A 25,866-nucleotide genomic window follows, 5' to 3' on the forward strand; every position below is an offset into this window, starting at 1 on the left:
GCTCCAGGGGGTCGCCCAGGTCTTCCCCGTCTACTGGGTCGCCCTCGGCATGCGTGCGGCGCTGCTGCCCGACGCCGCGGTCACCGTGGAGATCGGCGACTCCTGGCGCCTCTGGGAGACCGCCGGAGTACTGGGCGCCTGGGCCGTGGCGGGGCTCCTCGTGGCGCCGGTGGTACTGCGCCGGATGGCGCGGCGCGAGTCGGGGTCGAGCGTGGCGGCGCGCCGGGAGAGGGTGCTGCGGCGCGTGGGGTGAGGGCCGTGCGGGGCCGGGCCGCGCGGGGTGCGGGCCGCGCGGGGTGCGGGCCGCGCGGGGTGCGGGCCGCGCGGGGTGCGGGCCGCGCGGGGTGCGGGGCGGGCCGGTGGGGTGCCCGGGCCGGGCGGCCCTGGTGCGCGGGCGCGGCCCCGCCCCTCGTACGGGGGACTGTGCGCATCGGCGGCGGCCTGCCTGGGCAGCCATGTCGGCGCCCCGGCCCGCCGGGGCGCCCCGGGCAGCCCGGGGAACCCCACACCGCAGAAAGGGAGTTCATGCCCCGTCGACCGACCGCCGTCCTGCTCGGAGCGCTCACGCTCACCGTGGCGCTCGCCGTCCCCGCCACCGCCGCCCCCGCCACCGCCGTCGCCGCGCCCGCCGCGGCGAACCCGGCACCGCTGCTGCCCGGTGCCGAGCCCCTGATCACCGAGGGCATCTCGGTCGAGGGCCCGCTGATCAACAACCTCGGGCTGCCCACGCTGCTCTGAGCCCGAAGCGCGCGGACCGCGCGCACAGCAGGGCGCGGGGGGGCGGGCGCGCGGACCGGCGCACCCGGCTTACCGGCGGGCGGCGACCTCCGCGACCCGCAGCACCAGGCCCGCCGCGGGCTTCGGGCCGAACGCGGTCGACTTCCGCGGCAGCAGCACGCCTTGGGCCGCGAGTTCCCACACCTCGGGTTCGCGCAGCGGCGGCAACAGGAGCGCGGTGCCGCCGCCGGGCGGGGCCGTCACCGCGACGGCCCGCTCGGCGCGGTGCACGTGCCGGATCGCGCCGGGCAGGTCCGGCACCGCCAGGGCCCGGCCGATCAGCAGGTGGTCGGCCACCGCGACCGGCAGGTGGCGCCAGGGCTCGGGCCGCCCGGCCAGGGCCTCGCCGAGGGCCGCCGCGTCAACGTCGCGGACCGTCCAGGCCCGGCCACCGCCGCACAGCACGATCTCGTCGGGGCCCGGCTCCCGCGGCCCGCCGGGCAGCCGCCGCACCCGGGCCACGTCGGCCGCCGCCGCGGCGGCCTTGGCCGGGTCGAGGCCCGGCAGCACGCGGTGGATGGCGGAAAGGCGCAGCGGATGCGCCACGGTGTCCACGACGAGCGCGAGGGCGCCGCCGAAGAACCCGGCGGCCTCTCCCCGCCCCCGTCCATGAGCTGGCGGGTCGCGGCGATCCGGTGGTGGCCGTCGGCGATGAGGGCGGGGCCGTCGGCCAGGCACCGCGCGAGGGCCGGGTCCGGGCACGCCCACAGGCGGTGCGTGACACGGCCGGTACGGGCCACGGCCGCGGGCGGTCGGCGGACCAGCCCGTCGAGGGCCGCCGGAAGGGTCCGGTCGGCGGGGCGGCAGGCGACGAGCAGGGGCTCCAGGTGGGCGCGCAGCCCCGCCATCAACGCGGCCTGCCTGCGCACCTCGTGGGGCCGCACCGCCTCGTGCGGCAGCAGCGGGCCCGGTGACGGCGCGGCCAGCCGCAGTTCACCTATGAGGCCGCGCTGCACGACGTGCTCGTCGTGGCGCTGTTCGTACACGTACAGGGCGGGGGCGTCGTCGCGGCGCAGCACGCCGCGGCCCAGCCAGCGGCGCAGTTGGCCGAGCGCGGTGCGCGGGTCGTCCGCGTACAGCAGGCGGCTGAGGTGGTGGGGGCGCACGCGCTGGGCGCGGGCGTGGGCGGGTGGCGCCTCGTCGTACGGCGGGCAGATCACGGCGGACAGGTCGCCGACGTGCCCGGGGTCGTAGCGGACGGCGCGGAAGGGCCGCAGGTCCAAGCCGTTCGGGCCCGGCGCGGTGGGGTGGGGCATGGGGTCTCTCCAGGGAGGCGGGCGCGCTGGGGACGGGGGCGGGCGGCGGTGGGGCCGCCCGCCCCCGTGGCGCGGAGGTGCGGGAGGTCAGGCTGTCGCGGGACGCGCCTCGGCGGGTGCGGGCAGCGCGAGGCGTCCGGCGCGGTGCAGCCCGTACAGGGACGCCGCGCAGGCGAGGCCGAGGGCGAGCAGCGCGAGCCAGGGCAGCGCGGACACGCCCGCGGCGCGGGCGGCGTCCAGGGCGGCGCCGGTGAGCAGGTTCCCCAGGGTGATGCCGATGCCGCAGATGGTGTTGTAGAGGCCGTAGTGCGTGGCGACGAGCCGGTCACCGGAGAGCCGGACGATGGTGTCCATCTCGAAGGGGTACGCGATCATCGTGCCAAGGGCCAGCAGGAGCGCGGCGAGGACCGGCGGGGCCGCGGCGAGCAGCCAGCGCCCGGCGCCGTGGTCGGGCACCGGCACCGGCGTCACCGCGAGGAGCGGCACGAACGCGGCCCCCATCAGGAGCAGACCGGCCGTCAGCGCCTGGCCTGGTTCCAGGCGTCGCTTGCACCAGGCGGTGACGCGGGTCTGGCCGACGATCGTGGTGAGCCCGGACGCGGCGAACAGCAGCGCAACGGCGACCGTGCCGGACTCCCCGTCGCCGCCGACGCGGCGCACTTCGAGCGGCAGCGCCAGGTACACCTGGAACGACAGGACGTACGAGCCGATCATGGCGGTGGCGAACAGCAGGAACGACCGGTTGGCGAGCACCCCGCGCCACTGCGCGAGGACCGTCTGGCGCTGCTGCCCGTCCGCCGTCGCGGCGCCCCTGCGCTGCGGGAGCGCCCGGATCTGCACGGCGCTGAGGACCGCGAAGACGGCCGCGGACACCAGGCAGGTGACGGTGAAGTCGACGCCCGTCAGGAGCATGCCGACGAGCGGGCCGAGCAGGATGCCCGCCTGGTAGAAGACGTTGAACAGCGCGAACGCCTCGACCCTGCGCTCCCCCGCGTCCGCGGCGAGGTAGGCGCGCACGGCGGGGTTGAACAGGGCGCCCGCGAAGCCGGTGGCGGCGGAGGCCGCGAGCAGCGCGGGCACCGAGTCGACCAGGCCGAGCGTGGCGAAGCCGACGGTCCTCAGAACGCATCCGGCGACGATGAGCGGCTTGTAGCCGAACCGGTCGGCGAGGGTGCCGCCGACGAGGAACATGCCCTGCTGGCTGAAGTTCCGCACGCCGAGGACGAGTCCGACGATCCAGCCCGCGAGGCCGAGGGAGCCGGACAGGTGCTGGGCGAGGTACGGCATCAGCATGTAGAAGCCGAGGTTGATGGTGAACTGGTTCACCATCAGGAGTTGGACGCTCCGTTCGTAGGAACGGACCTGTGCGAGGGTGCCTTTCACCGGTCGCCGCCCTTCGCCGCAGGGGACTCCTGAGCGGGGGACTTCTGCGTACGGGGGCACTGGGAGCGCGGCTCGGGCATGCCCGTGGGCGCGTCGGTGCCGGGCGGGGCCGTCGGCGCGTCGGTGCCGGGCGGGGCCGTCGGCGCGGACAGCGGGTCCCGCACCCGTGTGCAGCGCGACCAGCGGGTGACCTCCTTCTCGTCCGGGCGGCCCACGACGTCCGGCTCGGGCGCCGGTACTCCGTCGAGCAGCCCGTGCCGCGCGCAGTACTCGTCGTGGTAGACCGTCCCCAGGTAGCGCTGCGGGCCGTCGGGGAAGACGGCGACGATCCGGGTGTCGCGGGGTTCGGTGCGGGCCACCCAACCCGCGACGAGGGCGACCGCGCCGACGCTCCAGCCGCCGGTGGCGTAGTGCGAGGCGGCCAACTGGCGGCAGGCCCACACGGATTCCGCGGGCGCCACCCAGTGCACCTCGCTGAAGGTGTCGTACGCCACGTTGCGCGGGTAGATGCTGGAGCCGAGGCCGCGCATCAGGCGGGGCCGGGCGGGCTGCCCGAAGATGGTCGAGCCGACGGTGTCGACGCCCACCAGGCGCAGGTCCGGGTAGAGCTGGCGCAGCACGCGGGAGATCCCGGCGGAGTGCCCGCCGGTGCCGACGCTGCACACGAGGACGTCGACGTGGCCGACCTGCGCGGCGATTTCCAGGGCCAGCGGCGTGTACGCGGACACGTTGTCGGGGTTGCCGTACTGGTCGGGGCACCAGGATCCGGCCTGGCGCGCGAGGTGTTCGGCGACGCGGTCGCGGCGGGCCTGCTGCCAGCCGCCGGTGGGGTGCGGTTCGGGCACCACGTCGACGGTGGCGCCGTAGGCGGCGAGCAGCCGGGTCATGGCGGGTTCGAGTCCCGGGTCGGTGACGAGGGTGACGGGGTGCCCGTGGACCATTCCGGCCAGGGCGAGGCCGAGGCCGAGGGTGCCGCTGGTGGACTCGACGACGGGGCGGCCGGGCAGCAGGTCGCCGCGGGCCCGGGCCCGTTCGACCATGTGCAGGCCGGGCCGGTCCTTGATGCCGCCCGGGTTGAAGCCTTCGAGCTTGGCCCAGAAGCCCCGGTCGGGCGGGGTGAAGGGACTGGAGACGCGCAGGACGGGGGTGTTGCCGACGAGCCCCCGGAGGCCGGGGCCCGCGGGCGTGAAGTCACTCGTGGTCACGGAGTGCATCGATTCGCTCTCATTCGCGTGGGGAAGCGGTGCGGGGTGTCGTCCCGCGCGGCGCGCGTCGGGGCGCCGCGCGGCGGGTCGGCCGTGGCCGACCGCACGGGCGGCTCCTAGATCAGCCACCGGCAGAGGGCTTCCGGCGCGGTGCCGCCGCCGTCCGGCATCCGCCCGGGCGGAACTCCGGAGCGCACGGCGAGAAGGGCCCCGGGCACGGGCGCGGGGACGGCCGCGCCCGGGGCCGCGTGCGGCTGCGCCCGGACGGGCGTCGTGGTGGCCCCGGCCCGCGGGGACTCGGTGACGGAGCAGCCGTCGGGGGCGGGGGTGTGGGAGTCGTCGGCGGCGGGGGCCGGGGGTCCGCTGGCGGCGGAGCCGTGAGGGACACCGGCGGCGGGGCTGTCGGGCCGCGCGTGGGCCGGTTCGGCGACGCACGGCAGTGCCGTCAGGAGCAGCAGGGCCAGGGCTGCCCAGACGACGGGGTGGGCCAGGCGGGTCCGGGTGTGGGGGCGCGGCTGGCGGGTCAGTGGGGGTTCGGGTCGTGGGGGTACGGGTCGTGGGGGTACGGGCCGTGGGTGGGGGAGGCAGGACGGCACAGGTCCTCCGAGCGGGGGCTGCGCCCGCCGCGGGCGTCCGGAGCGATCCGGCGCGGTCCGCTGGGACCGGGCGGGGCAGAGCGGGTGGGGGTGGGGCGGTGCGGGTGTTACGGCTGTGCGGGTGGCGCGGCGGTGCGGGCCGCAGGGTGGTGGTGCGGGTTGCACGGGTCGCGTCGGGTCGGGTCGCGTCGGGTCGGGGAGTTGATGGGGCGCCGGATCGGTCGGGGCCTGCGTACGACGGCGTACGGGGGACCGTGTGACGGGGCGTACCGGGGGGGCGTGCAGGGTCGCGCGCCGGAGAGGGGTGGCATTCGCGCGGCGCGCACCGCCGCAGGGCCACTGGGCGGCTGTCGCACCGGGGCATACGGCAGCGGGCCGTCCGCGCCGTGGTGACGGGACGACGTCACGCGTCAGCTCCCGTCGTGCCGAAAGAGGCACTGGGCGTACCGGAACGAGCGGCGGCCGGTTCGCGGCTGGGCGGTCTAGATGCGCAGTACGGGGGCTTGCGCCGCGTCCGGCGGCGGGGCGGTGACGTCACGCGCCGCCGACGGGCGGCCGCGCTCGGCGTGCTCGTCGCCGTCCGCCACCGCCATGTCCAGCGGTGACGCGCAGGGCGCGGTCAGGTCGGGCCCGTGCGGGGGCTGGCCCACCGCGCACTCCGTGAGCACGTGGTGGTCGCCGTGCGAACTGCCCGACGGATCCGTGCCGTCGTGGCCGGGCGCAGCGCTACCGGCCGTGTGCGGCGCCGTCGAGTGCGCGGCGTCGGCGGCGGAGACGCTGTCGGCGGACGTGAGGTGCTCCACCGTGGCGTGGGGGCTCGCCGCGTGCGTGTACAGCAGGCCGAGGAGGAGGACGGCGAAGGCCAGCAGCCGCAGCGGCGCCATCAAGGCGCGACCCCGCTGCGCGGGCGCGGACGGGCGAGCCCGCCGCGTGCTGAACGGTGACCTGGCTGTCATCACGCCGTGATCTTAACCGCGGTTCGTCGGAGCGACATAAGGAGCCCCACGGGCCTCGTGGATTCCAGCCATCCGCGCGCGCCCCAGGCGTGGATTCCGGCCCAACGGGGCGCTGCGGGCGTCCGGTTCGCGGAACACCGTCCGCCGCGCGGCGCGGCTCGTTGGTGGGGCTTGGTGCGGCTCGTCCGACTGCGGCGGTACGGCGGCCGGACAACTTCCGGGCGATTCTCGCCGGGTGCGCGGGTTGTCCGGTTCCGCGTGCCGACAGGTGTTCGTAGGCGACCTTGGCGCGGCGCGGCAGCCTTGGCGCGGCGCGGCAGCCGAGGCGCGGCGGCGTCACCACGACGGGAGCTTCGGCACAGCACAGCACAGCTCAGCGCAGCGGCTTCGACGCGACGGCGAAAGTCTTTATGTAGCGGTCACTAGAGAACCTGCTAAGGTCGTATCGCTAGCGACCGCTACAGAATGTTCGAGGGGACGTCCATGCCTGAAATCACCCTGCCCGAGCCGACCTTCGCCCGTACGGTCCGCGGTGAGGGACCGGGACTGCTGCTCGCCCACGGCGCGGGCGGAGGCATCGCGGCCAACTACGGCCCGATCCTCGACGGCCTCGCCGCCGGTCGCACCACGGTCGGCGTGGACTTCCCCGGCACCGGTGGCACCCCTCGTGCGGTCACCCCCCTGACCCTGGACGAACTGGCGGACCAGCTCGTGGCCTCCGGGGTCGCCGAGGGCCTGGAGACCTTCGCGGTGGTCGGCTACTCGCTGGGTACGGCGGTCGCGGTGCGCGCCGCCACCCGCCACCCCGAGCGGGTCACGGCCCTGGTCCTGACGGCCCCGTTCGCCCGCCCCAGCGCGCGGCTGCGGCTGAACGCCCAGCACTGGCGGGACCTCTATGCCGCCGGGGCGCATACGGCGCTGGCGCAGTTCCTGGTTTCCCTGGCGTTGGGCGCCGCGGAGCTGGAAGCGGTCCCCGATCTGGACGCCGTGGTGCGGGCGACCGCCGAGAGCCTCCCGCCTGGCTCGGCCGAGCACGCCGACCTGGCCGCCCGGGTCGACGTCCGCGAGGACCTGCCCCGCGTCAGCGTGCCCACCCTCGTGATCTCCACGACCGAGGACCTTCTGGTCACGCCCGATCTCCATCGCGAGGTGGCCGGGGCGATACCCGGCGCGGCGCTCGCCGAACTCCCCACCGGCCACCTGCCGTTCGCCGAGCGCCCCGACGCCTGGCTCAAGCTCATCACCGATTTCCTGGACTACCCGAAGGGCTGACGCCCGGGCCCCCGGCACCGGCCGCTGTCGCCGTGTCACCGGAGTGGGCCGGGGCAGGACCGGCGCCCAGCGATACAGCCCCTGCTTCAGGGCGGGTCTCGCTTCAGCTGGCGAGGCGGTGCGCCAGGTGGAGCAGGTCCGCCAGGTCCAGGACCCGGCCGTCGAATCCTGGAAGGGGGACGTGGAGCGGCTGGGTCCAGCGGGAGGGGATCGCTTCCAGCCCGTAGTACGCCCCGGCGAGGCCGCCGGTCACCGCGGCGACGGTGTCCGTGTCACCGCCGAGGTCGATCGCCGCGCGCAGCGCGCCTTCGAAGCCGCTGGTGGTGCGCAGGGCCCAGACGGCGGAGCCCAGGCAGGGCCAGACGGCGCCGTTGAACTCCGTCGCCTGATCGGGGTGCCAGTCGGGTGCGAGGACGGTGGCGTAGCGCTCCCGGTGGTCGGGGTGCACCCGGTCCAGGATGTCCGGAAGCGCGGTGAGGGGGTCGCGTTCCTCGCACGTGAGGCGGATCAGCTCGTGGAAGACCGCGGTGCCCTCCCAGGCCGCGCGGTCGCCGTGGGTGAGGGCGGCGATGCGGCGGGCCGCGTCCATGGTGGCCTCGCGACCGGCGGCAGCGAAGTGGACGGCGGACGTCGACGCCCGCATCAAGGAGCCGTTTCCCGCGGCCCGCAGGTTGACCTGGAAGTGGACCGCGGCGGCGCGGTCCCAGGGCATGCCGCTGCTCAGGACGTCCTCGGTCTGCAAGCCGATGTCCTTGGGTTCCGCCGCCGCCCACCGCTGGAAGCGGGCGAAGATGTCCGGCAGGTCAAGCCCGCCCCGCTCCAGCAGTGACTCCGCGACGAGGACGGCCATCTGCGTGTCGTCGGTGGCCTCCCCCGGGTCCCAGCCGCCGCCTCCGCACATCTCACCACCGGCACCAGGAACGGGAAACCGCGCGGAGAACGCTCCCGGGGGGCCGAACTCGAAGGGCCCGCCCAGGGCGTCGCCCACCGCGGAGCCGATGACCGCGCCGTGCGTCCGCTGGGTCCGCTTCATGCGCGCAGGCTATCCGTGCCGCCCCACGCCCAGCCAAGCTCCAGGACCGCGGCATCCCTGTGGGGGCAGCGGCGAACTCCGGCCGTGGCCGTGCGCCGCGCCGCCCTGCCGCGGTCGGTGGGGAAGCGGAACGGCAGGGCGGCGCACTGGGCGACGCGGCGGCGCTATGACTCGCCGGTGATCCTGGCCGAGCCGATCGTCGCCGCGGTGATCGCCCTCGCGGCGGTCCGGGTCGACGAGTTGGAGTTCAGGTTGGTCAGCGATGCCTGGTTGAGCGCGTAGACGACGAATTCGTAGGTGTTGACCGTCGAGGGCGAGCACGGGCCCTGGTAGCCGTAGAGGCTCGCGCTGCCCCGGTAGTAGACCTGCCTGGATCCCGCCGGGACCGAGGGCTGGTACTTGTGCTCGACGTTCTGGGGAAGGGATGTCGTGCTCACCGGGATGTCGTAGATGACCCAGTGGATGAGGTTGGCGTTGTCGAGATCGCGCATGACGATCGCGTAGCTCTTGGCGGCGGCCGGTGCGCCCGACCAGGTCAAGGGGGGTGATTCGTTCCTCTTGGCGGGATCGTTCCCACCGCCGCTGGTGCACTCGTGGACCTTGGGGATGACGCCGCCGTCGGCGAATGCGGAGCTGGACAGGGCGAACGCGTTCGGGGTTGCCGACGGCGCCGACGAAGCCGACGAAGCGGTGGTCGGCGCGAGGCCCGCGGCCCCGGTGATGAGCAGAGCGCAGAGCGCGATGCGTGCACTTCTCACTGGAGGCTCCCGAGGATGCTGGTGGTCGCTGGGGTGTCCGTGACGTGAAGGCGAAGGTGGTATACGCGCGGCGGAGCCAGCGTATGAAGCCGCTGTTCTGATGTCATGTCACTTATCAAGCGGAACGCTGCACTTTTCTCGTTGCTTGCAGTGTCGTCGCGCGCGGGAATGTCAACCTGACCGCCTTGGTGCGTGTGCGGCGATCGCGGGGGCGACCGGTCGACGGCGGCCGAGCGCTCCGACGGGTCGCCGACGACCGGCTCCGGGGCCGAGCGGCGCGAGGAGCCGACGTCGTCCGGCGGTCAGGCCGCTCGATGACCCGGCCGACCTGCCAAGCTCAAGAACAGCTCAGATCAATCATGCAGTTCCGGTGCACTGTGCCAGGGCCTCCATGGGATACTCCGAGCGCGCTCCGCATCCCCCGTCGGAGCGACGGACCGCCGTCGGGCCCCCCGGCGCGTGGTTCCGTGCGGCCTCGTGCGCGACGAAGGGGGGTGACAAGTGAATGAATGATCGTCAACGGAAGCCCAGCGCGCTCTGGACGAGCCCCGAGAAGTGGCAGCTCTGGATCGGACTGCTCGGCTTACTCGTAGCGATCACCGGATGTGTGGGGCAGTTCGTCCAGTAGGGCGCCCACCCATGAGACGGTCGCGACCGGCGCCGCACACGCGGCGAGCCCGGTCGGTTCATAGGCGACCGGGCTCGTGAACTGCGCGGAGGGTCTGACTCTGGCTGGTACCCGGAGTCGGGCCCTTCGTCGTAGCCGGATGACACCCGCCACGACGCTTCGAATAGTACAGCGCGCGGCACGTCTCCCGTTAAGTTATAAGGGTCATTGCCCCGGCATCGAAACAGCTCAGCCCGCGTCCGTGTCCAGCCGGACGGACTCGCGCGGCCGCCTCCTCCAGCGAAGGCCGTCCGGCTTCCCGCCGGGCGGCGGGTGACGTCCTGGCCCGAGCGGCGGAGATCGCCGCGTGTGCTCACCGGGCCAACGCGAGCGGTTCATCGGTCACCGGGCCTTCACCACCGCCACCGAGGTGAGCGCTGGCCGTGAACGGCGCGCTCACCCGGCTCCAGGCATGGAGCCGGTCGCCATCAAGCCCGCACGCCACCGCCACACGCTCACCACGGGCCTCGACACCCATGCCAGCACCCGCGACGACGTCGTCCCACGGCGCCGAAGCGCAGGGCACCGACGCAGGCTTGAGGATCGATGGCCATGACCCGCGCTCCGGCCCGCCGTCGAGCGCGTTGCCCAAGTGCAGGTCGCCATGGAGCGGCACCGTTGGCGCTGCCGTATCCAGCAGCCGCTCGGCCGCTGGATGGCCCCGTTGCCTACGGTGACGTCCGTCCGTGCGCTGACGGCGGGCTCGGACAGGCGCCTGCCGACCCGGGCGAACGCCTCCCCGCACCGTCCCCGCAGGCTGCGCCTCGGCAGCGGAGGCGGGGCGACCGCGTGCGGGGCCGCCAGCGGTTCCGCTCACTGCCCCGCCAGCCCAGCGGCGGGGCAGGCCCCCGCAGGCGTCCCGGGCTCGTCCTCCAGCACCAGCGGGCCCACCTCCTCGTCGACGGCCAGCGCAGCGGGCGCCCGGCCCGAGGCGGCGAACCACCCCAGCGTTCCGGCCTGCTCGGCCAGCGGGGCCCGCTCCGGACTGGCCTTCAGCACCGCGGTCCGAGACGCCAGCCGTGCGAGGAGGTCCGGCGTGTCAGCGCACCACTGGGCTGCCCGAGGCCCGAGGCGGCGTACCAACCGCGCAGTGGCGCGACCTCGTGCTGCAGGGGCGCAGCCGCCTCCTCATCGCCGCCCCGCGCCGCCAGCGTCGTACGCAGACCTGCCAGACCTGCCAGACCTGTCACCGTCCACCGTTGCCCCGTCATGACCATGCGGGTGGACGCGGGGTGTCCGTGCGCGTGACCTTCGTCGCTGCAAGGTCAATACTGCCGGTGGCAGTACTCCCGCTGGCCCTCGCCCGATCGTGCCGCAAGGCCGGTGGTCCGGTGGCGCGGGCGTCGTCGACATCGCCAGGAGGCAACCCGTGAAGATGCTGATCAACGTGGCGGAGACCGTGGTGGCGGACGCGCTCAGGGGGATGGCGGCCGCGCACCCCGAGCTGACGGTGGACGTCGAGAACCGGGTGATCGCCCGCGCGGACGCGCCCGTGGCGGGAAAGGTGGCGCTGGTGTCCGGCGGCGGGTCGGGGCACGAGCCGCTGCACGGCGGATTCGTGGGGCCGGGCATGCTGTCGGCGGCCTGTCCCGGCGAGGTGTTCACCTCGCCGGTGCCCGACCAGATGGTGCGGGCCGCGGCCGCGGTGGACAGCGGCGCGGGCGTGCTGTTCGTCGTGAAGAACTACACCGGTGACGTACTGAACTTCGACATGGCCGCGGAGCTGGCCGAGGACGAGGGCATCCAGATCGCCAAGGTCCTGGTCAACGACGATGTCGCCGTCACCGACAGCCTCTACACGGCGGGGCGGCGCGGCACGGGGGCGACCCTGTTCGTGGAGAAGCTCGCGGGCGCGGCGGCCGAGGAGGGCATGCCGCTGGAGCGCGTCGAGGCCATCGCCCGGCGGGTGAACGAGAGCTCCCGCAGCTTCGGCGTGGCGCTCAGCGCCTGCTCCACGCCCGCCAAGGGCTCGCCGACCTTCGACCTGCCCGCCGGGGAGCTGGAGCTGGGCGTGGGCATCCACGGCGAGCCGGGGCGCGAGCGCCGCCCCATGATGACGTCGGGCGAGATCGCGGACGTCGCCGTGGACGCCGTCCTGGAGGACCTGGGCCCGCGCAACCCGGTGCTCGTCCTCGTCAACGGCATGGGCGCGACGCCGCTCCTGGAGCTGTACGGCTTCACCGCCGAGGTGCACCGGGTGCTGCGTGAGCGCGGCGTGTCCGTGGCCCGCACCCTGGTCGGCGACTACGTCACCTCGCTCGACATGGCCGGGGCCTCGGTGACGCTCTGCCAGATCGACGAGGAGCTGCTGCGGCTCTGGGACGCCCCGGTCCGCACCGCGGGCCTGCGCTGGGGCATGTGACCCGCCCGGCCGCAGCCACCGAAGACACCAAAGACACCGCGCACACCCGTAAGCGATCCCACCACGCAAGGAGAACCAGTGCTCGACGCCGACTTCCTGCGCCGCTGGCTGACGACGGCCGCCGCGGCCGTCGACCGCGAGGCGGACCGGCTCACCGAGTTGGACTCGCCGATCGGCGACGCCGACCACGGCAGCAACCTCCAGCGCGGCTTCACCGCGGTCGTCGCCACCCTGGAGAAGGAGGCGCCGGACACCCCGGGGGCCGTACTGACGCTCGCCGGGCGGCAGTTGATCTCCACGGTCGGCGGCGCGTCGGGGCCGCTGTACGGGACGCTGCTGCGCCGCACCGGCAAGGCGCTCGGCGACGCGCCGCGGGTCACCGAGGCCGAGTTCGCCGCGGCGCTGCGGGCCGGGGTCGACGCGGTGGCGCAGCTCGGCGGCGCGGCGCCGGGCGACAAGACGATGCTGGACGCGCTCGTGCCGGGGGCGGACGCGCTGGCCACGTCGTTCGCGGCGGCGCGCGAGGCGGCCCACCAGGGGGCGCTGGCCACGGCGCCGCTCCAGGCCCGCAAGGGCAGGGCGAGCTATCTGGGCGAGCGCAGCGTCGGCCATCAGGACCCGGGGGCGACGTCGTCGGCGCTGCTGTTCGAGGCGCTGGCCGACACGGCGGCGGAGACCGGCCACGAGGCCGCCGGGGACTCAGAGGGCACCGGAGGCTCCGGTGAGTCCGGAGGCTCCAGTGAGTGACAGCGGCAAGAGTGACAGCGGCAAGCTCGTAGGGATCGTCCTGGTGTCGCACAGCGGCCCCGTCGCCGAGTCCGTCGCCGCCCTCGCCACCGGTCTCGCGGGCGGCGGCGCGGCGCCGGTGGCCGCGGCGGGCGGCACCGCGGACGGCGGGCTCGGCACCAGCGCCGACCTGATCGCCGCGGCGGCGCACCGCGTCGACCGGGGCGCGGGCGTGGCCGTCCTCGCCGACCTGGGCAGCGCCGTCCTCACCGTCAAGGCCCTGATCGCCGAGGGCGACGAACTGCCCGAAGGCACCCGCCTGGTGGACGCCCCCTTCGTGGAGGGCGCGGTGGCGGCGGCGGTGACGGCGTCGGCGGGGGCGGACATCGCCGCGGTGGAGGCGGCGGCGCGGGAGGCCTACGGCTACCGGAAGGAGTGACCGCGCCTGGCCAGCACCTCCACCCTCTTGATGTGAACCCGCCATCCCTGTCAAATTGGTCCGGACCATTCCCGTCGAGTGGAAGGCACAGCCGTGCGACGGACCCCCCACATGCGCCCCCTGCTGCCCGTCTGCGTCAGCGTCACCGCCCTCGGCCTGCTGGCCGGTTGCGCGTGGAACACCCCGGAGGGCGAGGGGTCGCAGCCGCCCGACGCCCCGCGCGGCGTCACCGTCCAGGCGGGCAGCGCCACGTCCGTGCACGTGATGTGGAACAAGGGCGTGAGCGCCGCCGACATCAGCGGCTACGAGGTCTACCGCGACGCCGTCAAGGTCAAGGACGTCCCGGCGGAGCAGCACATGGTGGACATCACCGGCCTGAAGCCGAAGTCCACCTACTCCTTCACCGTCCGCGCCCGCGACGACGACGGCACCCTCAGCGCCGACAGCAAGAAGCTCACCGTCACCACGCCCGCCGCGACGACGGCCGACTCCAAGGCCCCCACCCGCCCGCGCACCCTGCGCGTCAAGGCCGAGGGCGGGCACGCGGCGACGCTGACGTGGGCCGCCGCCAAGGACGACCGCGGCGTGGCCTCGTACGAGATATTCCAGGGCGGCTCGAAGATCCACAGCGTCGGCGGGGGCACCACGGACACGCTGATCACCGGGCTGCGCCCGAGCACCACGTACACCTTCACCGTCAAGGCGCGCGACGCGGCCGACAACTTCTCCCCGCGAGCCCCGCGGCGCGGGTCAGGACCGCCGCGGGCAAGGACACCGGCCGGGCGACCGCACCGGCGGACCTCCGCGCCGACACGCGCCTCACCGACGGGGCGTACTACGTCGACCTGTCCTGGCGCGCGCCGCGCACCGGCGGCGCGGTGACGGAGTACCAGCTCTACCTGGACGGCAAGAGCGCCACGTCCCTGGTCTTCGGCGGCGCGCAGCCCAAGGGCCGGTCCAAGCACAGCTTCTACGTGGGCAAGGAGGCGGGCGTCACGCTCCGCGTGAAGCTGCGCGCCAAGCTGCCCGACGGCACCTGGGGCGGTTACTCCGCCGAGCGCACGGTCACCACCCGCTGAGGCGCCGCGCCCGCCGGGACCCTTGTCCCGGCCCGGTCCCTCTGCTTGACTCCGCCCGCCGTCAGGCAACCCACCGGCGGAGGAAGTCGGAGGACGACATGGACCTCACCCGCAGACATCTGCTCTCCGTGCTCGCGGCCACCGGGCTGCTGGCCGTGGTCCCCGCGGGGCCCGCGGGCGCGGCGGACCGGCGGCGCCTCCTCGACAACGTGGTGGCGCTGTTCGCCGGGACCGACGCGTCCAACGCCCGGCCCCAGACGGCGGCCAGAGTGGCCGCCGTCGGGCGCACCGCGCGGGCGAACCTCGCGGAGATGGACGCCGCGGGCCCGGGGGAGCTGTTCGCCGGGCTCGTCCTCGGCACGGACGAGACCCGGCTCAACACCGCGTTCCGCAAGCTGTACGAGATCGCCCTCGCCACCCGCACACCCGGGCGGCCCGCCACCGGCCCGGACCAGGACGCCGCCGTCCAGCGGCGGGTCGTCGACGGCCTCGCGTGGCTGCACGAGCGGTACTACGGGGACCAGTCGAAGGGCTACTACGGGAACTGGTTCCACTGGGAGATCGGGATCTCCCAGCACATCAGCAAGACGCTGGTGCTGCTCGCCGACACGGTGGCCGAGCACCGCCCTGACCTGGTGCGCGCGTATGTCGCCTCCATGGACGCCTACCTGCGCAACGGCAGCGACGGGGACGTCGACCTGGACTCGCGGTTCCACACCGGCGCCAACCTCGCCGACATCACCACCAACCGGATCCTCCAGGGCGCGCTGCTCGCCGACGACGCCCGGGTGCGCAAGGCCCTCACCGACCAGCTCACGGTGTTCGCGACCATCGACCCCTACCGCCTCCGGCACGGCGTCACCGACGGGTACTACGCGGACGGATCGTTCATCCAGCACGCGTCCGTCGCCTACACCGGCTCCTACGGCAAGGGGCTGCTCTCGCGCGTGGTGCAGACGCTGCGGTTCCTCGACGGCACGGGGTTCGCGCACGGCGAGGAGCTGGTGCCGGTCGTCCTTCGGTGGGTGCGCGACGGCTTCGCCCCGGTGATCTTCGAGGGGTGGATGATGGAGATCGTCAAGGGGCGTGCGGTGTCGCGCACGGACGGCGGGTACGCGGACGTGGGCGCCGTCGTGGAGGCGGCGGTCGACCTGGCCTCCCTCGCGCGCGGCGCGGACGCCGACGCGCTGCGCGCCTACGTCAAGCACGTCGCGGGCACCTCCCGCGTGCCGGTGGACCCGGGCCGGTTCGTGTCGCCGGTGAGCATGGTGCGGTACGCCGACGTCCTCGCCGACGGCTCCGTGCGGCCCGCCGACCTCAATCCCCGGCGCGCTGCGTGGCGTTCAACGCGATGGACAAGACCGTGCACCGCAGGCCCGGCTACGCGTTCGCGATCGCGCGCAGCTCGGAGAGGATCAGCAAGTACGAGTACATGAACGGCGAGAACCTGATGCCCTGGTTCCAGGGCGACGGGGCCTCGTACCTGTACCTCGCGGGACAGGACCAGACGCGGGAGTTCGGCGCCGACCACTACACCGTGGTGTCGCCGTACGCGCTGGCCGGGGTGACCGCCCCGGTCGAGACCCGGCGCACGGTCCCGGAGCTGTACGGCAAGCCCTACTACGACAACCCGGGCCACCCGCTGCGCTTCACGTCGTCCTCCGAGTCGCAGAACACCTATGTGTACTTCCCGCGCGGCACCAACGCCTGGTCCGGCGGGGCCGTGCTCGGCGCGTACGGCGCCGCCGGAATGGTGCAGTCCAGCGATGTGGCCCACCGCGACCGCGCGGTGCTGCCGGACGACTTCGTGACGTACCGCAACGCGTCGGCCACCAAGTCGTGGTTCCTGTTCGACGAGGAGGTCGTGGTGCTCGCCGCCGGGGTCGGCGACGCGGCCGGACGCGCGGTGTCCACGGCCGTCGACGCGCGGATCGCCGCGCCCGGCGAGCGGGTGTCGCTGACGGGGGCGCTGCGCGACGGGCGGCCCTGGAGCGGCACGGGCGTCGGGGACCTGCGCTGGCTGCGGTACGCCAACACCACGCGGGGCGCCGCCGTCGGGTACGTATTCCTCGACGTCCTCGACGTCCTCGACGCCCCGCCGGTCCGGGTCACCCTGGAGGAGGTCACCCGCAGCCGCCGCGTGGTGCGCGCCGCCAACCCGGACACGCCCGTGACGCGGCAGGTGTTCGGCGTGAGCGTCGACCAGCGGCCGGGCGCCGCCCCGCTGCGCTTCGCCTACGCGGTGGTACCGCACGCGGACGAGCGCGCCCTGCGGGCCTACCGCGACGGGCGGGTGCGGGTGCTCGCCAACTCCCCCAGGGCGCAGGCGGTGACGCACACGGGCCTCGGCCTGACGGCCGTCAACACGTTCGCGTCCGGACATCACGACGTGGGGCGCCTGCGCGTCGACGGGCCCGCGTCGGTCCTCGTACGGCACGAAGGCGGACGCCAGGAAGACCGGCGCCACGGCGGCGACGGCCGCACCACCGTCGCGGTGTCCGACCCGACCATGGGCCGCGCCACCGTGACCGTACTGCTGCGCGGCCACCCCCTGCGGCAGGTCACGGCGGACGACGGCGTACGGGTGCGGGCGGTGCCCGGCGGCACCCGCGTCGACGTCACCACCCACCACGCGTACGGGCGCAGCCTCACCGCCACCCTGCGCCGCTGACGCCGACTCTCCTGTCCGACGCGACACTTGACGCAGGCGCCAGCCATACTGCCAAGGCGCGGCTCGCGCGTACGCGTCTGCGAAGCGGAGGGCGGATGACGACGGAGACAGCGAAGCGGGCGGGGTGGCGGGACAACCGGCGCGGGGTGGCCGTGGTCGGCGCGCTCATGCTGGGCGCGTTCGCGTTCAACACCACCGAGAACCTGCCGATCGGCGTCCTCCCGCTGATGGCCCGCGACCTGGACCGGCCCCTGACGGCCGTGGGGCTGCTGGTGTCCGGCTACGGCCTGACCGTGGCGCTCGTCTCGGTGCCGATCGCCCGCGCGACCCGGTCGGTGCCGCGCCGCCTCGTCCTGTGCGCCCTGCTCGCCGCGCTGCTGCTGGCCAGCGTCGTGTCGGCGCTGGTCGCGTCGTACGGGGTGCTGGTGGTGTGCCGACTGGTGACCGCCGTGGCGCAGGCGCTGTTCTGGGCGGTGATGGGGCCGGTCGCGGTGGGGCTCTTCCCTCCGGAGGTACGGGGGCGGGTGATCGGCGCGCTGTCGGTGGGCGGTTCGCTGGCGCTGGTCCTCGGGGTGCCCGGCGGCACCTGGCTGGGGCAGCACGCGGGGTGGCAGGTGCCGTTCCTGGTGGTCGGCGCCCTGGCGGTGCCGTCGCTCCTCGTCATCGCGGCCGCGCTGCCGCGCTCCCGCCCGGAGGAGGGGCACGGCACGCGCGGCGTGGCGCCGGACGCCCGCCGCTTCGCGGTCGTCCTGTGCGTCACCGCGCTCACCGTCACCGGTGTCTTCGCCGGGTACACGTACGTCTCGGAGTTCCTCGTGGACGAGAGCGGGTTCAGCGCGTCGTCCGTCAGCGGGCTGCTGCTTCTGCTCGGCGGGACCGGCATCGTGGGCGTCGCGGCGTACGGCAGGTTCCTGGACCGCTTTCCGCGCGCGACGCTGGGGCTGCCGGTGACGACGCAGGCGGTGGCGCTGCTCGGCCTGTACGCGGCGGGCACCTCACGGCCCGCGGCGATCGCGATGATCGTGCTCCTGGGGGCGTCGCTCGGCCCGGTGTTCATGGCCACGCAGAGCCAGGTCATGCATGTCGCGCCGGGCCGCACGGAGACGGCCGTCGCCGCGAACGGCGCCGCCTACAACGCGGGCGTGGCCGCGGGCGCCCTGGCGGGCGGCCTGCTGCTGCCGCTCGTGGGGGTGCGGGGCACGTTCCTGGTCGGCGGTCTGCTGACGGTGGCCGCGCTGCTGCTCCTGCTGGCGGAGCACAGCGGGGGCGGCCGCGGCGGGGCGTCCGGCGGCGCTCACCCGGAGGCGTCCAGGGCCGCCAACCGTCCGCGCAGGTGGGCCCGTTCGGGTTCCGTCCCGGCCAGGTCGAGCGCCCTCCGGTAGGCCGCCGCGGCCTCGGCGGTCCGGCCGAGCCGGTGCAGGAGGTCCGCGCGGGCGACCTCGAACGGGCCGTAGCCGCGCAGCCGGGGCTCGTCGGCCAGTCCGTCGAGCAGGGCGAGGCCCGCCCGCGGCCCGTCGCGCATCGCCACCGCCACGGCCCGGTTGAGGGCGACGACCGGGGACGGCGCGAGGGCGCCGAGGACGTCGTAGAGCGCCACGATCTGGGGCCAGTCGGTGGCGGCGAGGTCCGGGGCCTCGGCGTGCAGGGCGGCGATCGCCGCCTGCACCCCGTAGGGGCCCGGCGGGCCGCCGGTGAGCGCGGCGGGCACTAGGGCGAGCCCCTCCGCGATCAGCTCCCGGTCCCAGCGGCGGCGGTCCTGGTCGTCGAGGAGCACCAGGGCGCCGTCGGGGCCGGTGCGGGCGGCGCGGCGGGCGTGCACCAGGAGCATCAGCGCGAGCAGGCCGGTGACCTCGCGGGCGGCGGGCAGCAGCTTGCGCAGGACGCGGGTGAGCCGCAGGGCCTCCTCGGCGAGGTCGGGCCGCTGGAGGTCGGGGCCCGAACTGGCCGCGTACCCCTCGGTGAACAGGGAGTACAGCACCTGGAGCACCCCCGGCAGCCGCTCGGGCAACTCGTCGGCGTCCGGCACCCGGAACGGGATCCTGGCCTGGCGGATCTTCTGCTTGGCCCGCACGATCCGCTGGGCCATCGTCGCGGGCGGCACGAGGTAGGCGCGCGCCACCTCGGGGGTGGTCAGACCGGCCAGGAACCGCAGGGTGAGCGCGCCCCTGGTCTCGGCGGCGAGCGCCGGGTGCGCGCAGGTGAAGAACAGCTGGAGCCGCTCGTCGGGCAGGCCGCCGTGGCCGTCGGCGGGCGGGGCGGGCACGGCGGCCGTGCTGGCCTCGACGCGCTCCGCCTCCGCCCGCAGCACGGCGAGCCGGGTGGCGTAGGCCTGGTCCCTGCGCAGCCGGTCCACGGCCTTGCGGCGGGCCGTGGTCAGGAGCCAGGCGCCGGGCCTGGCCGGTACGCCGGTCACCGGCCAGTGCGTCAGGGCCGCCTCGACGGCCTCGGACGCGACCTCCTCGGCCAGGTCGAGGTCGCCGAAGCGGCGGACGAGGGAGGCGAGCAGCCGTCCCCACTCCTCGCGGAAGACCGCCTCCACGCACCGCGCGGACGCGGTGGGCCCCGCCGGTGTCGCGCCGGGCCCGGGGGCGGCGCCGCTTCCCTCGCCCATCGTGCTCAGGCCCCGAAGTCCGCGACGGGCCGCACGACGACCGAGCCGCTGCCGCGGGCGCCGGGGCAGCGGGCGGCCCAGTCGAGGGCGGCGTCGAGGTCCGGCACGTCGATCACGTAGAAGCCGCCGAGGACCTCGCGGGACTCGGCGAACGGCCCGTCGGTGACGGTCCGCTCCCCGTCGGCCCCGACCCGGACCGTCGTCGCGGTGACCAGGTCGGCCAGGGACTCGCCGGAGACCAGGATCCCGGCCTCGCGCACCTCCTTGTCGTAGCTCTGCCAGTCCTGGACGTCGCACTCGGCGGCCCCGCCGTTCGCGTCGACGGCTCCGCTGTTGATCAGCAGCATGTACTTCATGGTCCGACTCCTGTCGAGAGGGCGTGTCCACGCTCTGACGCGTGGTGCGGCCGTCCGCCGCACACCATCACGACGGACGGGGTACGGCGAAATCGACAGCGCCCCGGAGAATTTTTCCGCCGGGGTCAGCCCTCCTGGAACCCGGGCCGCGCGCAGGCCGTACGAGTCGCCATGTCGACATGTCCCCGTTCGACGCGGCCGCCGACCGGTACGCGATACCGGTCGGCGGCCGTGTGGGACGTGAAGGCGACGTCAGACGCCGTCGGAGGCGGAGGGCGCCGCCGCGTCCAGGATCCGGTCGGGCCGGATGGGCAGCTCCCGGTGGCGCACGCCGGTCGCGTGCCAGACCGCGTTGGTGATCGCCGCGGCGGCGCCGACGATGCCGATCTCGCCGATGCCCTTGATGCCCACCGGGTCGTTGTCGTCCGGGTCGTCGACCCAGTCCGCCTCGATGACCGGCACGTCGGCGTGGGCGGCGACGTGGTAGCCCGCGAGGTCGGCGCCGACCAGCGCGCCGGACGCCGCGTCCCGGGACGCCTCCTCGTGCAGGGCCATGGACAGGCCCCACACCATGCCGCCGACGAACTGGCTGCGCGCGGTGAGCGGATTGATGATGCGGCCCGCCGCGAACATGCCGAGCATCCGCCGCACCCGCACCTCGCCGGTGCCGACGTCCACGGCCACCTCGGCGAACTGCGCCCCGTACGAGTGCCGTTCGCGCGCCTCCAGGGCGGCGATGGCCTCCGTGCTGTCGGAGCGCACGGTGATCCCCTCCGGCGGGATGTCGACGCCGAGCGCGAGCCGCTCGCGCAGTTCGCGCACCGCGAGGCTGACGGCCCAGCCCCATGAGCGGGTGCCCATGGAGCCGCCCGCGAGCCAGGCGGGCCCGAAGTCGCTGTCGGCGATGCGGACCCGGACGCGGTCCGGCGCCACGTCGAGGCCGTCGGCGGCGATCAGGGTGAGCGCGGTGCGCGCGCCGGTGCCGACGTCGGCGGCGCCGACCCGCACCGTGAACGTGCCGTCGGCCTCGGCCGTGGCGCTGGCGGTGCTGGGCGCGGCACCGGCGAAGAACGACGCCGTCGCCATGCCGGTGCCGAGCAGCCAGCGCCCCTCGCGGCGGACGCCGGGGCGCGGGTCGCGGTCGGCCCAGCCGAACCTGCGGGCGCCCTCCTCGTAGCAGGCGAGCAGGTTGCGGCTGCCGAACGGCAGGCCGGATACCGGTCCCACCTCCGGCTCGTTGCGCACGCGCAGCGCGATCGGGTCGAGGCCCGCCTTCTCGGCGAGTTCGTCGAGCGCGCACTCCAGGGCGAACGAGCCCGGCGCCTCGCCCGGCGCGCGCACGAACCCCGGCGTGGGCACGTTCAGCGGCACCACGCGGTTGACCGTGCGGTGCGCGTCGGCGTCGTACAGGACGCGGCCGAAGCCCGCGGCGGTCTCCACGAACTCGTACACCGTCGACGTACGGCTCAGGGACTGGTGGTCGAGGACGCGCAGCCGTCCGTCGGGGTCCGCGCCGAGCCGGACGCGCTGTGCCGTGGGGCTGCGGTGGCTCACCAGCGAGAACGTCTGGCGGCGGGTCAGCACCACGCGGACCGGGCGCTGGAGGACCGTCGCCGCCATCGCCGCGAACACCTGGTGGGGGCGGGTCAGCTTGGAGCCGAAGGCGCCACCGACGTGGTCGGCGCGGACCCGCACGGCCGTCGGGTCCAGGGAGAACAGCTTGGCCAGTTCGTCGGCGACGGCGCGGCTGCCCTGGTTGGAGTCGACGACGTCGAGCCGCCCGCCGTCCCAGTGCGCGGTGGCCGCGTGCGGCTCCATCGCGACGTGGTGCTCCTCCGGCGTGCGGTACAGCGCGTCCACCACCACGGCGGACACGGCGAGTTCGGCCTCCGCGTCGCCCTTGATGATCTCGGGCGGCTGCACGGCCGCCGCGGGGACGTACGCGCCGGGGTGCTCGGCGGTGAACGCGACGTCGTGCGGCTCCGTGCCGTACCGCACGACCAGGGCGTCGGCGGCCTGCCGGGCCTGCTCGGGGGTCTCGGCCACGACCAGCGCCACGGGCCAGCCCGCGTGCGGCACCCGGTCGTCCTGGAGGACCTGGAGGATCGGGTCGGGCGGGCCGACGACGCTCTGGTAGTCGCTCTCCAGGCGCGGGGCGTTGCCGTGGTGCAGGACGGTGAGGACGCCGGGCATCGCGAGGACGGGCTCGGCCTCCACCGCGCGGACGCGGCCGCGGGCCACGGTGGACAGCACGATCACGCCGTGGGCGAGGTCGGTGAAGGGGTGCTCCGCCGCGTACCGGGCGGCACCCGTGACCTTGGCGCGGCCCTCCACGCGCTGGTGCGGCGTGCCGACGGCCTCCGGGCTCGCGACCTTTCCGGCGGAGGTGGTCATCGGGCGGCCTCCTCGGCGAGCTCGGTCAGCGTGGCCACGACCAGGTTGCGCATCAGGGTCACCTTGTATCCGTTCTGGGGCAGCGTCCGGGCGGCCGCCAGCTCGGCGTCCGCGGCGGCGGCGAAGGCCTCGGCGGTGGCGGGCGCGCCGGTCAGGGCGCGCTCGGCCGCGTGCGCCCGCCAGGGCCGGGACGCCACCGCGCCGAAGGCGAGGCGCACCTCGTGCACGGCGCCGTCCCGCACGTCGAGCGCCGCGGCGACCGAGCCGATCGCGAACGCGTACGAGGCGCGCTCGCGCACCTTGCGGTAGCGGGAGCGGGCGGCGACCGGGGCCGGGGGCAGCGTGACGCCGGTGATGAGCGCGCCGCTCGGCAGCGCGGTCTCCAGGTGGGGCGTGTCCCCGACGGGCCGGTAGAAGTCGCCGAGGGCCAACGCGCCGGGCCCGTCGGCGGTTTCGTACGAGACGACCGCGTCGAAGGCGGCGAGCGCCACGCCCATGTCGGAGGGGTGCACGGCCACGCAGTGCTCGGTGGCGCCGAGGATCGCGTGGTTGCGGTGCTCCCCGGCGACGGCGGAGCAGCCGCTGCCCGGCACGCGCTTGTTGCAGGCGTGGGCGGTGTCGGTGAAGTAGCCGCAGCGGGTGCGCTGGAGGAGGTTGCCGCCGACCGTCGCCATGTTGCGCAGCTGCCCGGAGGCGCCCGCGAGGACGGCCTGGGTGAGCGCGGGGTAGCGGCGGCGGACCTCGGGGTGGGCGGCGAGGTCGCTGTTGGTGACCGTGGCGCCGACGCGCAGGCCGCCGTCGTCGGCTGTCTCGATCCGGTCCAGGGGCAGGTCGCGTACGTCGACGAGGCGGCCGGGGGTCTCGACGCCCGCCTTCATCAGGTCGACGAGGTTGGTGCCGCCGCCCAGGTAGCGGGCGTCGGGGTCGGCGCCGAGCAGGGCGACGGCGCCGGACACGTCGTGGGCGCGCTCGTAGCCGAACTCCCTCATGCCGCACCGCCTTCCCGCACGGGCTGCGCGGCGGCGGTCCTGCCCGCGTCACCGGGGACGTGCGAGCCCTCTTCGGCGGCGCGCTCCACGGCCCGCACGATGGACACGTACGCCCCGCACCGGCACAGGTTGCCGCTCATGCGCTCCCGTATCTCCTCCGGCGACAGCGGTGGTGGCCCGGCCTCGGGCCGCACGTCGGGGGTCGCGGCGCTGGGCCAGCCCTTGGCGTGCTCCTCGATCACGGCGATGGCCGAACAGATCTGCCCGGGCGTGCAGTAGCCGCACTGGTAGCCGTCGAGGTCGAGGAAGGCCTGCTGCACCGGGTGCAGCCGCTCGCCGTCCGCCACGCCCTCGATGGTGGTGACGGCCCGGCCCTCGGCGGCGACCGCGAGCTGGAGGCAGGCCAGGGCCCGGCGCCCGTCGATCAGCACCGTGCAGGCGCCGCACTGGCCGTGGTCGCAGCCCTTCTTGGCGCCGGTCAGGTCGAGGTGCTCGCGCAGCGCGTCGAGCAGGGTGGTGCGGTGGTCCACGGGCAGGGTGTGCTTCTCGCCGTTGACGTTCAGAGTGATGACGCTGGACGTCGATGGGGCCATGCTCTGCCTTCTTTCGCGTTGGTGGTGCGCGTCGGGCGGGGCGACGGGCTCGCGCCGCCGGGTTGCCGCGCCCGGTGGCCGGGCTCCCCGGACAGCGGGCGCGCGGAGCTGATGCCCGGTCAACAGCCGCGCCCCGAAAGCCCATTCCGGTCCTGCCGGGGCCGAGGGGCGGCAACTTGCGGCGCTCCCCTCCTCCACCCCGCCGGATACCGCTAAGGTGACCCTAAGCGGACAACTGTCCGGTACTCAGGAACGTACCGGACAACTGTCCGCATGGGCAAGGGAGTTCGGGCCACCGGCTCCTCAAGGCGCGCGACCAGGCGCCGGGTACGGGGAACGGCCGGACGCGACGGCCGGGGAGGAGGCCGAGTGCCACGGGACGACGACGCGCCTCACGCCCCGGACGGCCGCCGCGCGAGCAACCACCGCACCGACGGCCACCCGGTGGCCCACCGGGACCCGGGCACCCGGCGCCCGGACCCCAGACGCTCCGACGCCCGGCGCAACCGCGAGCGCATCCTGGAGGTCGCCCTGGCGGAGCTGACGCGGTGCGCCGACACCCCGTTGAGCACGATCGCCAGGAAGGCGGGCGTCGGCCAGGGCACGTTCTACCGGAACTTCCCCGACCGCGAGGCGCTCGTCCTGGAGGTCTACCGCCAGGAGGTCAGGGAGGTCGCCGAGTCCGCCGCCCAGCTGCTCGCGACGCGCCCGCCCGACCGCGCCCTGCGCGCCTGGATGGACCGCCTGGCCCGGTACGCCCTGACGAAGGCGGGCCTCGCCCAGGCGCTGCGCGGCGCGACCAGCGGCCTGATGGCGGTGGGGCGCGGCCCGGTCACCTCGGCCGTCACGCTGCTGCTCCGCGCCAACGAGGAGGCGGGCACGATCCGCCCCGGCGTGACCGCCGACGACTTCCTCCTCGCGATCGCGGGGCTGTGGCAGCTCGACCCCCAGGGCGACTGGGAGGCGCGGGCCGGGCGCCTCCTGGACCTGGTGATGGACGGGCTGCGGGCGGGGCGGCCGGGGGCGTAGGGGCCGGGCGGCGCGGCGGTCGGGGGCGGCGTGCCCGCGGGGCGGGGTCGGGGGGCACCGCGGCCACGGGGCGGGGGGCGGGGGCACCGCGGCCACGGCGGCGCGGGCCGCGTGGTGAAGGCCGGGTGAACCCTCCTCCGGACGGGCCCTCCCCTTCCACGCGCACGGCCCCGGGGGTCGACTATGGACGCATGACCGACACCTTCAGTACGCGCGTCATCGACGTGACGACCGGCTCCCGCGAGACCGTGCACGACCTGACCTCCGAGTGCGCCGCGTTCCTCCGGGACGTGGCCGCGGGCCGGGACGGGCTCCTCAATGTCTTCACGCCCCACGCCACCGCCGGACTCGCCGTCATCGAGACCGGCGCCGGGAGCGACGACGACCTCCTCGCGGCCCTGCACCAGCTCCTCCCGGCGGACGACCGGTGGCAGCACCGGCACGGCTCCCCCGGGCACGGCCGGGACCACGTCCTGCCCGCGCTCGTCCCGCCGCACGCGACGCTGCCCGTGCTCCGGGGCGCGCTGGAGCTGGGGACCTGGCAGTCCGTGGTCCTGGTGGACACCAACGTCGACAATCCGCGCCGCCAGGTCAGGCTGTCCTTCCTCGGCTGATCCGGCGGCGCGGCCGGGGGCGCGGTCCGGGGGCGCGGTCCGGGGGCGCGGTCCGGGGGCGCGGTCCGGGGGCGCGGTCCGGGGGCGCGGTCCGGGGGCG

General features: G+C 75.2%; 27 protein-coding genes and 1 pseudogene. 13 read left to right on the top strand and 15 right to left on the bottom strand.

Translation table 11 applies throughout. The features are described 5' to 3' along the window. Window positions 1–49 precede the first annotated feature (49 nt). Together ACOBQU_RS03910 and ACOBQU_RS03915 are read left to right on the top strand one after the other, a co-directional pair. On the top strand, window positions 50–253 hold the full coding sequence (locus ACOBQU_RS03910; protein ID WP_423624496.1) for a hypothetical protein: 204 nt from the start codon (window positions 50–52) through the stop codon (window positions 251–253). Window positions 254–525: 272 nt separating this feature from the next. Continuing rightward, on the top strand, window positions 526–738 hold the full coding sequence (locus ACOBQU_RS03915) for a hypothetical protein (RefSeq protein ID WP_423624497.1): 213 nt from the start codon (window positions 526–528) through the stop codon (window positions 736–738). Window positions 739–807: 69 nt separating this feature from the next. Here the strand turns inward: ACOBQU_RS03915 and ACOBQU_RS03920 are convergent, their stop codons facing one another. From ACOBQU_RS03920 to ACOBQU_RS03945, 6 genes are all read right to left on the bottom strand, one after another. Continuing rightward, entirely contained in the window at window positions 808–1,074 is a 267-nt protein-coding gene (locus tag ACOBQU_RS03920) for a hypothetical protein (RefSeq protein WP_423624498.1), read from the bottom strand. Beyond that, on the bottom strand, window positions 1,056–2,033 hold the full coding sequence (locus tag ACOBQU_RS03925; RefSeq protein WP_423624499.1) for a DUF1015 domain-containing protein: 978 nt from the start codon (window positions 2,031–2,033) through the stop codon (window positions 1,056–1,058). Before ACOBQU_RS03925 ends, ACOBQU_RS03920 begins: the two co-directional genes overlap by 19 nt. A gap of 87 nt (window positions 2,034–2,120) precedes the next feature. Beyond that, window positions 2,121–3,416: an MFS transporter gene (locus ACOBQU_RS03930; protein WP_423624500.1), complete on the bottom strand. Its 1,296-nt coding sequence runs from the start codon at window positions 3,414–3,416 to the stop codon at window positions 2,121–2,123. Continuing rightward, the gene (locus ACOBQU_RS03935; RefSeq protein ID WP_423624501.1) at window positions 3,413–4,630 is read right to left on the bottom strand and encodes a PLP-dependent cysteine synthase family protein; all 1,218 of its coding nucleotides are present in this window, start codon (window positions 4,628–4,630) and stop codon (window positions 3,413–3,415) included. Before ACOBQU_RS03935 ends, ACOBQU_RS03930 begins: the two co-directional genes overlap by 4 nt. A gap of 107 nt (window positions 4,631–4,737) precedes the next feature. Further along, on the bottom strand, window positions 4,738–5,217 hold the full coding sequence (locus tag ACOBQU_RS03940; protein ID WP_423624502.1) for a hypothetical protein: 480 nt from the start codon (window positions 5,215–5,217) through the stop codon (window positions 4,738–4,740). A 482-nt stretch (window positions 5,218–5,699) separates the two neighbouring features. Further along, a complete protein-coding gene (locus ACOBQU_RS03945) occupies window positions 5,700–6,101 on the bottom strand; it encodes a DUF6153 family protein (RefSeq protein WP_423624503.1) in 402 nt (133 codons plus the stop codon). A 555-nt stretch (window positions 6,102–6,656) separates the two neighbouring features. Here ACOBQU_RS03945 and ACOBQU_RS03950 point away from each other — a divergent pair. After that, window positions 6,657–7,445 (top strand): alpha/beta fold hydrolase, encoded by a 789-nt coding sequence (locus ACOBQU_RS03950; protein ID WP_423624504.1) that lies wholly within the window; start codon window positions 6,657–6,659, stop codon window positions 7,443–7,445. Window positions 7,446–7,548: 103 nt separating this feature from the next. On the opposite strand, the gene ACOBQU_RS03955 is transcribed toward ACOBQU_RS03950, so the two are convergent. Then, window positions 7,549–8,478, bottom strand: coding sequence for an ADP-ribosylglycohydrolase family protein (locus ACOBQU_RS03955; RefSeq protein WP_423624505.1), 930 nt, complete (start codon window positions 8,476–8,478; stop codon window positions 7,549–7,551). Window positions 8,479–8,642: 164 nt separating this feature from the next. Next, entirely contained in the window at window positions 8,643–9,236 is a 594-nt protein-coding gene (locus tag ACOBQU_RS03960) for a YbhB/YbcL family Raf kinase inhibitor-like protein (RefSeq protein WP_423624506.1), read from the bottom strand. A gap of 505 nt (window positions 9,237–9,741) precedes the next feature. Between ACOBQU_RS03960 and ACOBQU_RS03965 the strand changes: the two genes are divergently transcribed. Beyond that, window positions 9,742–9,864 (top strand): hypothetical protein, encoded by a 123-nt coding sequence (locus tag ACOBQU_RS03965; protein ID WP_423624507.1) that lies wholly within the window; start codon window positions 9,742–9,744, stop codon window positions 9,862–9,864. 352 nt (window positions 9,865–10,216) lie between these two features. Here the strand turns inward: ACOBQU_RS03965 and ACOBQU_RS03970 are convergent, their stop codons facing one another. Next, complete coding sequence (locus ACOBQU_RS03970) at window positions 10,217–10,495, bottom strand: hypothetical protein (RefSeq protein ID WP_423624508.1); 279 nt, start codon at window positions 10,493–10,495, stop codon at window positions 10,217–10,219. 221 nt (window positions 10,496–10,716) lie between these two features. Then, the gene (locus ACOBQU_RS03975) at window positions 10,717–10,902 is read right to left on the bottom strand and encodes a hypothetical protein (protein WP_423624509.1); all 186 of its coding nucleotides are present in this window, start codon (window positions 10,900–10,902) and stop codon (window positions 10,717–10,719) included. A gap of 370 nt (window positions 10,903–11,272) precedes the next feature. Here ACOBQU_RS03975 and dhaK point away from each other — a divergent pair, with 370 nt between their 5' ends. From dhaK to ACOBQU_RS04010, 7 genes and pseudogenes are all read left to right on the top strand, one after another. Beyond that, on the top strand, window positions 11,273–12,265 hold the full coding sequence (dhaK, locus tag ACOBQU_RS03980; RefSeq protein WP_423624510.1) for a dihydroxyacetone kinase subunit DhaK: 993 nt from the start codon (window positions 11,273–11,275) through the stop codon (window positions 12,263–12,265). A 78-nt stretch (window positions 12,266–12,343) separates the two neighbouring features. Then, complete coding sequence (gene dhaL / locus ACOBQU_RS03985) at window positions 12,344–13,012, top strand: dihydroxyacetone kinase subunit DhaL (protein ID WP_423624511.1); 669 nt, start codon at window positions 12,344–12,346, stop codon at window positions 13,010–13,012. Continuing rightward, window positions 13,005–13,430, top strand: a complete 426-nt coding sequence (locus tag ACOBQU_RS03990; RefSeq protein WP_423624512.1) for a PTS fructose transporter subunit IIA — start codon at window positions 13,005–13,007, stop codon at window positions 13,428–13,430. The genes dhaL and ACOBQU_RS03990 overlap by 8 nt, the downstream gene beginning before the upstream one ends. A gap of 93 nt (window positions 13,431–13,523) precedes the next feature. Beyond that, window positions 13,524–14,312 carry a fibronectin type III domain-containing protein gene (locus ACOBQU_RS03995; protein WP_423624513.1) on the top strand — a complete coding sequence of 263 codons (789 nt, stop codon included), beginning with the start codon at window positions 13,524–13,526 and terminating at the stop codon, window positions 14,310–14,312. After that, the gene (locus ACOBQU_RS04000) at window positions 14,309–14,509 is read left to right on the top strand and encodes a hypothetical protein (protein WP_423624514.1); all 201 of its coding nucleotides are present in this window, start codon (window positions 14,309–14,311) and stop codon (window positions 14,507–14,509) included. The genes ACOBQU_RS03995 and ACOBQU_RS04000 overlap by 4 nt, the downstream gene beginning before the upstream one ends. Window positions 14,510–14,607: 98 nt before the next feature. Further along, window positions 14,608–17,180: pseudogene (locus ACOBQU_RS04005) on the top strand (polysaccharide lyase family 8 super-sandwich domain-containing protein). A 95-nt stretch (window positions 17,181–17,275) separates the two neighbouring features. Further along, on the top strand, window positions 17,276–18,562 hold the full coding sequence (locus ACOBQU_RS04010; RefSeq protein ID WP_423624515.1) for an MFS transporter: 1,287 nt from the start codon (window positions 17,276–17,278) through the stop codon (window positions 18,560–18,562). Here the strand turns inward: ACOBQU_RS04010 and ACOBQU_RS04015 are convergent. The 5 genes from ACOBQU_RS04015 to ACOBQU_RS04035 all read right to left on the bottom strand — a co-directional run bounded on the left by ACOBQU_RS04015 (window position 18,475) and on the right by ACOBQU_RS04035 (window position 24,123). Next, window positions 18,475–19,791, bottom strand: a complete 1,317-nt coding sequence (locus ACOBQU_RS04015; protein ID WP_423624516.1) for an RNA polymerase sigma factor — start codon at window positions 19,789–19,791, stop codon at window positions 18,475–18,477. The two genes, ACOBQU_RS04010 and ACOBQU_RS04015, sit on opposite strands and share 88 nt — an antisense overlap. A 5-nt stretch (window positions 19,792–19,796) precedes the next feature. Further along, window positions 19,797–20,147 (bottom strand): YciI family protein, encoded by a 351-nt coding sequence (locus ACOBQU_RS04020; RefSeq protein ID WP_423624517.1) that lies wholly within the window; start codon window positions 20,145–20,147, stop codon window positions 19,797–19,799. Window positions 20,148–20,399: 252 nt separating this feature from the next. Next, entirely contained in the window at window positions 20,400–22,541 is a 2,142-nt protein-coding gene (locus ACOBQU_RS04025) for a xanthine dehydrogenase family protein molybdopterin-binding subunit (protein WP_423624518.1), read from the bottom strand. Further along, window positions 22,538–23,530, bottom strand: coding sequence for an FAD binding domain-containing protein (locus ACOBQU_RS04030; RefSeq protein WP_423624519.1), 993 nt, complete (start codon window positions 23,528–23,530; stop codon window positions 22,538–22,540). The genes ACOBQU_RS04025 and ACOBQU_RS04030 overlap by 4 nt, the downstream gene beginning before the upstream one ends. Beyond that, the gene (locus ACOBQU_RS04035; protein ID WP_423624520.1) at window positions 23,527–24,123 is read right to left on the bottom strand and encodes a (2Fe-2S)-binding protein; all 597 of its coding nucleotides are present in this window, start codon (window positions 24,121–24,123) and stop codon (window positions 23,527–23,529) included. Before ACOBQU_RS04035 ends, ACOBQU_RS04030 begins: the two co-directional genes overlap by 4 nt. 444 nt (window positions 24,124–24,567) lie before the next feature. On the opposite strand from ACOBQU_RS04035, the gene ACOBQU_RS04040 reads away from it, so the two are divergent. Both ACOBQU_RS04040 and ACOBQU_RS04045 read left to right on the top strand, forming a co-directional pair. Beyond that, window positions 24,568–25,152, top strand: a complete 585-nt coding sequence (locus ACOBQU_RS04040; RefSeq protein WP_423634239.1) for a TetR/AcrR family transcriptional regulator — start codon at window positions 24,568–24,570, stop codon at window positions 25,150–25,152. 191 nt (window positions 25,153–25,343) lie between these two features. Next, window positions 25,344–25,766, top strand: coding sequence for a secondary thiamine-phosphate synthase enzyme YjbQ (locus tag ACOBQU_RS04045; RefSeq protein WP_423624521.1), 423 nt, complete (start codon window positions 25,344–25,346; stop codon window positions 25,764–25,766). Window positions 25,767–25,866 lie beyond the last annotated feature (100 nt).

Source organism: Streptomyces sp. G45, from assembly GCF_049542095.1.
Lineage (GTDB): Bacteria > Actinomycetota > Actinomycetes > Streptomycetales > Streptomycetaceae > Streptomyces.